This window comes from Psychroserpens sp. (genome assembly GCF_045105015.1).
GTDB lineage: Bacteria > Bacteroidota > Bacteroidia > Flavobacteriales > Flavobacteriaceae > Psychroserpens.
On record NZ_JBGCCX010000017.1, the window covers coordinates 1 to 6,435 of the forward strand.

Annotated in this window: 6 protein-coding genes and 1 pseudogene; 3 read left to right on the forward strand and 4 right to left on the reverse strand. The window is 30.8% G+C overall.

All coding sequences use genetic code 11. The annotated features are described in order from the left end of the window. Positions 1 to 448: pseudogene (locus AB8B90_RS01280) on the forward strand (selenocysteine lyase); the annotation flags it as partial. A gap of 1 nt (position 449) precedes the next feature. On the opposite strand, the gene AB8B90_RS01285 reads toward AB8B90_RS01280, so the two are convergent. After that, complete coding sequence (locus tag AB8B90_RS01285; RefSeq protein ID WP_405332882.1) at positions 450 to 1,340, reverse strand: lysophospholipid acyltransferase family protein; 891 nt, start codon at positions 1,338 to 1,340, stop codon at positions 450 to 452. 54 nt (positions 1,341 to 1,394) lie between these two features. Between AB8B90_RS01285 and AB8B90_RS01290 the strand changes: the two genes are divergently transcribed. Continuing rightward, positions 1,395 to 2,045, forward strand: coding sequence for a rhomboid family intramembrane serine protease (locus AB8B90_RS01290; protein WP_405332884.1), 651 nt, complete (start codon positions 1,395 to 1,397; stop codon positions 2,043 to 2,045). 11 nt (positions 2,046 to 2,056) lie between these two features. Here AB8B90_RS01290 and AB8B90_RS01295 read toward each other — a convergent pair whose 3' ends face one another. Further along, positions 2,057 to 3,226 carry a redoxin domain-containing protein gene (locus AB8B90_RS01295; protein ID WP_405332885.1) on the reverse strand — a complete coding sequence of 390 codons (1,170 nt, stop codon included), beginning with the start codon at positions 3,224 to 3,226 and terminating at the stop codon, positions 2,057 to 2,059. Then, positions 3,226 to 4,389: a redoxin domain-containing protein gene (locus tag AB8B90_RS01300; RefSeq protein WP_405332887.1), complete on the reverse strand. Its 1,164-nt coding sequence runs from the start codon at positions 4,387 to 4,389 to the stop codon at positions 3,226 to 3,228. The genes AB8B90_RS01295 and AB8B90_RS01300 overlap by 1 nt, the downstream gene beginning before the upstream one ends. Before the next feature lie 121 nt (positions 4,390 to 4,510). On the opposite strand from AB8B90_RS01300, the gene mnmE reads away from it, so the two are divergent. Continuing rightward, entirely contained in the window at positions 4,511 to 5,902 is a 1,392-nt protein-coding gene (gene mnmE / locus AB8B90_RS01305; RefSeq protein ID WP_405332889.1) for a tRNA uridine-5-carboxymethylaminomethyl(34) synthesis GTPase MnmE, read from the forward strand. Between the two features lie 88 nt (positions 5,903 to 5,990). Here the strand turns inward: mnmE and AB8B90_RS01310 are convergent. Then, a partial coding sequence (locus AB8B90_RS01310; RefSeq protein ID WP_405332891.1) for an NAD(P)H-binding protein occupies positions 5,991 to 6,435 on the reverse strand: 445 nt, incomplete at its 5' end.

The following is a 6,435-nucleotide window of genomic DNA, read 5'->3' on the forward strand; positions in this document are numbered from 1 at the left end:
AAATATCGGTAACATTAATATTTTAGCTGGTCAGCATCAAGATCGACTAGGTGTTATCTCATTTTATATTGATGGCTTGCATTATAATTTAGGTGTGAAGTTGTTAAATGATCGTTTTGGTATTCAGACTAGAGGTGGTTGTAGTTGCGCTGGGACTTATGGTCATTTTTTATTACACGTTGATCAACAAACGAGTAAAGAATTAACAAGTGAAATATCAATCGGAGATTTAGTAAGAAAACCTGGTTGGATTAGAATGTCTATTCACCCTACAACGACGAATGAAGAAATGCATTTTGTTTGTGAAAGTATTAAAGCATTAGCTGAAAATCACATAGAATGGGCTAAGCATTACGAATATATTGGAGTCAATAATGAGTTTATTCACAAATCTATAAAAAACGATACTAGACAAGACACAGAAGTGAAATCCTGGTTCAATTTATAGATTATTGAAATTCTGGTGGAACATCGTTTCTATATTTCCAACGCTTATGTGTCCATAAATAAAATTCTGGAGCATCATATATTTGTTCTTCAACTAACCTTAGAAAGATATCAGTGATTTCGAAGTCTTTATATTCATTTGGTGAAGTAGTGATTGTTTTAAAAGTGGTTTCGTAATAACCACGCTTTAATCGTTTAACACTAAAAAAAACAACAGCCATATCTAATTTTTTAGCTAACATTTCAGCTCCTGTATGGATTGGGACTTTTATATTCATAAAATCATTCCAGTGTAAAGCTTTTCTACGTCTAGGTGACTGATCAGAAACAAAACCATTGATAGTTAATTCCCCTCGTTCTTTTGAAGCAATAAGAATTGGAATAGTTTCCTTGGTGGTTATCAGTTTAGTATTGTATTTAGCTCGAATTCGTTTTACTAACTTATCAAAATATTTATTTTCGATTCGTTTATAAATGGCATGGCCTTTTGACTTTACATAAGTTTGTAAAATAAAAATCCATTCCCAACTACCATAGTGAGCGCATATTAAAATAGTACTTTTATTATCTTTTTCAAGATTTTTTATAACTTCAACATTCTTAAATGTAAAGCGTTTTTTTAGCTGTGCTTCAGAAATTGTTAATGATTTAATAGATTCAACCATCATATCACATAAATGGTGATAAAACTTTTTAGTAATGTCATTAATTTCTGCTTTTGACTTTTCAGGAAAAACTAAATTTAAATTCTCTTGAACAACTTTTTTTCTATACCCAACAATTCTATATAACAGAAAGTATAAACCATCGGAAAAGGCATACAATAATCTAAATGGAAGTATAGAAACCAATAATAAAAATGGGTAAATTAAAATGTAAGCTAGAAAATGCATTTATTAATCTTAGATTTGTCTCAGCAAATATATGTATAATTTAATGTTTAGTCTATGGGTAGCTTAAGTTTAGTAACCATTATAATAATTGCAGCCAACATAATGATATCTTATAAAGGATTTAGTGATTATGGCTTCTTTGAGCGTTATAAATTTAATGTAGGTGCAGTTAGAAGAGGCGAGCAGTTTCGAATGTTTAGTTCTGGTTTTTTACATGCAGACACATCACATTTATTCATGAACATGCTAACTTTATATTTTTTTGCAGATGGTGTTATTTTTTCTGTAGGCGAGTTTAATTTTGTCGTAATTTATTTGATTAGCTTAATCTTAGGAAGTTTGCTCTCGTTGTATTTTCATCAGAATGAGTATCAATATAGTGCAATTGGTGCCAGTGGAGCTGTAACAGGAATTCTCTATGCTGCTATATTATTAGATCCTAGTATGAGTCTTTATATGTTCTTTATCCCAATACCGATTCCTGCTTATATTTTCGGAATAGGTTATCTATTATATTCCATTTATGGTATGAAAAATAGAGTTGGGAATATTGGTCATGATGCACACTTTGGTGGTGCAATTGGAGGTTTAGTAGTTACATTAATCCTTGTACCCTCTCTTTTTAAAACAGATTTACTAATGATTGGATTACTAATTATTCCAATTATTATATTATTTGTTATGCATAAAATGGGTAAGATTTGAAAGAATTGAATCTATTTCAATAGCTCTTCAATCTTAGCATCAAGAGAGTTTCCAGTAAGATTTTTAGCAACAATAACACCTTTACTGTCTAATAAAAATGTAGAAGGTAAAGATCTCACGCTGTAAGTTTTACAAATAGTATCATTGAAGTAACTTAAATTAGAAATTTGCTTCCAGACTAATTGATCATCTTTAATTGCTTTTTTCCAGTCAGATTTTGGATTTGTTTGATTTGGATTCCCGTCTAAAGAAACGCCTAAAATTTCTAAACCTTTATCATTGTATTTTTCATACAGTTTAACCAATCTTACATTTTCTCTTCTAGAGGCTTTAAACCATGATGACCAAAAATGGATCAGTGTTGCTTTACCTTGAATATCTGATAGAGCTATAACTTTTCCATTAGGACTTGGAGCTGAGAAATCGGGAGCTTTTTTACCAATATGAGTTGCAGCAATGACTGCATACTGTTCTCTAATTTTCGGAATGCTTTTAGCAACACGTTTGCTTAAATTTGAATTTTTAAGGTTTTCATTTAGAGCGTCAAAAGATTCAACAATCAAACCCTTATCTGAAGCATTTCTTCTAATCATAGTGTTTAGTAACACTAAACCATAAGGATTATTAGTATTATTTTTAATGAATTCATGAGGTAAATGTAAAATGACATCCTTTAAATCACTAATTTGGTTTGACATACCAGCAACACTTTCTTTGTTGATGATCATTCGTCTGTAACGTTCGCTTAAATTAGTCAGAGAGTCATTTAATTTTTTTAATTCCGAATTAAAATCTGCAATTGTATTATTAATAGTATTTCCTTCAATTTTAGAATGTTTTATATTCTCCTTATCTACTGTTATACTTAATTGCGCATTATCAATTATAAATGGAAAAGTACCGTCTAAGCTATTAATTTCTAAAAACCAAGCTTGTGTTTGGTCTACTTTTCCATCAAACACAAAAGTTTCATTCATAATGATAGCAGTATCTTGAGCTTTAAGTAGGCCTTTCTCATTTGTAGATTTCAAATAAGCTCTTAAGCCATTATAAAGTCCTGGAGCAGATCCAGTAATAATGTAGCCATCTGATTTTACTTCAGGAATTGGTTCAGAAGTGTTGTGTTCTTTACAAGAAAAAACGAATAAACAAATCAGTAAATAATAAATATAAATTTTCATTAGTCTAAGTATTCAGCAACTTTCTGTTCAAGAGCATTACCTCTTAGGTTTTTTGCAACAATTTTACCCTCCGCATCTAACAAGAATGTCGCTGGAATTGATCTAATATTATAAGATTTTGCAACAGGATCATTAAAGTAATTAAGATTAGAGACATGATTCCAAGTTAATTTGTCATCTTCAATAGCTTTTATCCATGCAGCTTTCGGGTCTTTTTGGTTTCGGCTTCCATCAAGAGATACGCTAATAATTTCAAGTCCTTTTTTATGATATTTATTGAAAACTTTTACAACATTAGGGTTTTCTCTTCGGCATGGTTTGCACCAAGATGCCCAAAAATCGATAAGTGTCAACTTACCTTTAACATCATTTAGAGCTAATTGTTTACCATCTGGAGTAGGAGCACTAAATGTAGGAGCAATTTCACCTATTTGTGTAGCCTTTAGTGCCGCAATTTCAGCTTTTTTTCCTTGAATTTGTTTTTTTAAAGTACTTACGCTTGGAGACTTTTGTTGAGTTTCACCTAAGCTTTTTAAGGCATTTTCTATTTTAGTGTAGTCTGGAGCTTTACTTTTAGATAATTTTTCTAATTGAATTACAGAAAAAGCATTGTCTTTATGTTTTTTTATAAACTCATAAGGCAAATTCTCTATTTGCTTATTGATTTCAACAATTTTTGCATCAAGATCACTTACTTTAGAATTAGCGTTTTTTATTTGTCTTGACCGTTTTTCTTTATTGATTTCAAAACGAAGTGCTGTTAATTCTTTTTCTGCCGCATTAAATTCATTTAAGATAGTATTAGTTTTAGAACCTTCAACTTTAGAACTAGTTAGATTATCCTTATTTACAGTAATGGCAATTTCTTCATTTTCAATAACTAACGGAATAGTGCCACGAACACTATTAATTTTTAAATTAATCATTTTAGGGTAATCAACTTTACCTTCAAATACAAAAGTTTCATTCATAACAATGGCAGTATCCATTGCAATTTTTCTTCCTCTTTCATCTGTGGTTTCTAGATAGGCCCTTATCCCATTATATACACCAGGAGCAGTTGCCGAAATGTAATATCCGTCTCTTTTAATGGTTTGCTTTTCTTCATCTTTACATGATGATACAAGTAAGCATAAGACTAGTATTGAAATAATATGTTTCATGATTTAATTTTTTTTGCTAATACAAATATAATAAGTCCATTGATAATAAAAACTTAAAGAAGTTTTATAAAATGCTTAATAACATTAAAATTGCAATACTTTTGTTAAAAATGATTATACAATGACTCATAATGATACTATTGTTGCTTTAGCTACTGCAGCTGGAAGTGGTGCTATTGCAGTGATAAGACTCTCAGGAAATGATGCTATTACTACTGTTGATTCTCATTTCAAGTCGATTGTAGCTAATAAGTCTTTGAAAAATCAAAGTACACATACGATTCATTTAGGTCATATTATAGATGGCAAAAAAGTAATCGACGAAGTATTGGTGTCGGTTTTTAAAAATCCAAACTCTTATACTGGTGAAGATGTGATAGAAATATCTTGTCATGGTTCTAGTTACATCCAGCAAGAAATAATACAATTGTTTCTTCGAGAAGGTTGTCGAATGGCTAATGCAGGAGAATTTACCTTACGTGCTTTTTTGAATGGGAAATTAGATCTATCTCAAGCTGAAGCTGTTGCAGATTTAATTGCTAGTGATAATGAAGCATCTCATCAAATTGCGATGCAACAAATGCGAGGAGGTTTTTCTTCTGAAATAGCTAAGCTTAGAGAAGAGCTTCTCAATTTCGCATCATTAATAGAATTGGAATTAGATTTTGCTGAAGAAGATGTTGAGTTTGCTGATCGTTCACAATTCAAAGCTTTAGTAGAACGAATAACATTTGTATTGAAGCGTCTTATTGATTCTTTTGCCGTTGGTAATGTTTTAAAAAACGGAATTCCTGTAGCAATTGTTGGGGAACCAAATGTTGGTAAATCAACATTGTTAAATGCTTTACTTAATGAGGAAAGAGCGATTGTTTCAGAAATAGCAGGAACTACAAGAGATACCATTGAAGATGAGATTTCGATAGGAGGAATCGGTTTTCGATTTATTGATACAGCAGGTATTAGAGATACTGAAGACATTGTTGAAACCATTGGAATTAAGAAAACCTTTGAAAAAATAGACCAAGCACAAGTGGTGATTTATTTGTTTGATGCTCATGATTTTAAAGAGCAGAGTTCGGTTTTAAAAGTTGAATTAGAGAAAATTAAAAATAAGTATCCTCAAAAACCACTTCTTGTAATTGCCAATAAAATTGATAAAGTTGATGATATTTTAATATCTAAAATACAATCTGCAATTCCTGAAATTAAATTACTATCTGCTAAAACAGGATTTGGAGTGGAGCATTTGACAAATTCACTTCTTAAACTAATTAATACAGGTTCACTTAGAAACAATGAAACAATAGTTACTAACTCACGTCATTATGATGCTTTGTTAAAAGCGTTTGAAGAAGTTCAAAAAGTAAAACACGGACTAGAAACTGGACTTTCAGGAGATTTATTAGCGATTGATATTAAACAGGCACTATATCATTTTGGTGAAATCACAGGAGAGATTACTAACGATGATTTATTAGGTAATATTTTTGCTAATTTTTGTATTGGAAAGTAACTACAACATATTTTCGATTCATTTTTAGACAATCGAATGTACACTTTGGCTCTGTTTTTTATTTGATTGTCTTTTTATTCTGTAGAATTTATATTTTGGATTTTGAATAAATTACAGGCATTTGCCCTTTCCATTGAGTCCATAAAGCTTTATCAGAGACTAACCTAGCCATAAAATGACCAACATTTATTCGACTTACTTTACCAGCATTGAAAATAGCACTTCTTATTGGTGAGGGATATATCTCGTAATCGGTTACTTCTTCTTCATTTATTAAACCGTCTGGACGTACTGCTACCCATTCAATAGAGGTGTTGTTTTGCCCAATTTGAGTTCTTAAATAATCTGCAGCTTTTTCATTATCTATATGAGGTGGCAATAATAAACGTAGAAACCCAATAACACATTTTTGAGCGAATGAAATAGGTTCCTTTAAATCACGATTACGATTACCAGTAGTGTTCATTAAAACAAACTTTGTTGGATTATTCTTATTATTTGACTCTATGGCATTACATAAGCGTCTTGTTGCA

Bases quoted from the DNA above. Each gene is read 5' to 3' on its own strand.
- AB8B90_RS01285 (WP_405332882.1), bottom strand. From the start codon at position 1,340: ATGCATTTTCTAGCTTACATTTTAATTTACCCATTTTTATTATTGGTT.
- AB8B90_RS01290 (WP_405332884.1), top strand. From the start codon at position 1,395: ATGGGTAGCTTAAGTTTAGTAACCATTATAATAATTGCAGCCAACATA.
- AB8B90_RS01295 (WP_405332885.1), bottom strand. From the start codon at position 3,226: ATGAAAATTTATATTTATTATTTACTGATTTGTTTATTCGTTTTTTCT.
- AB8B90_RS01300 (WP_405332887.1), bottom strand. From the start codon at position 4,389: ATGAAACATATTATTTCAATACTAGTCTTATGCTTACTTGTATCATCA.
- mnmE (WP_405332889.1), top strand. From the start codon at position 4,511: ATGACTCATAATGATACTATTGTTGCTTTAGCTACTGCAGCTGGAAGT.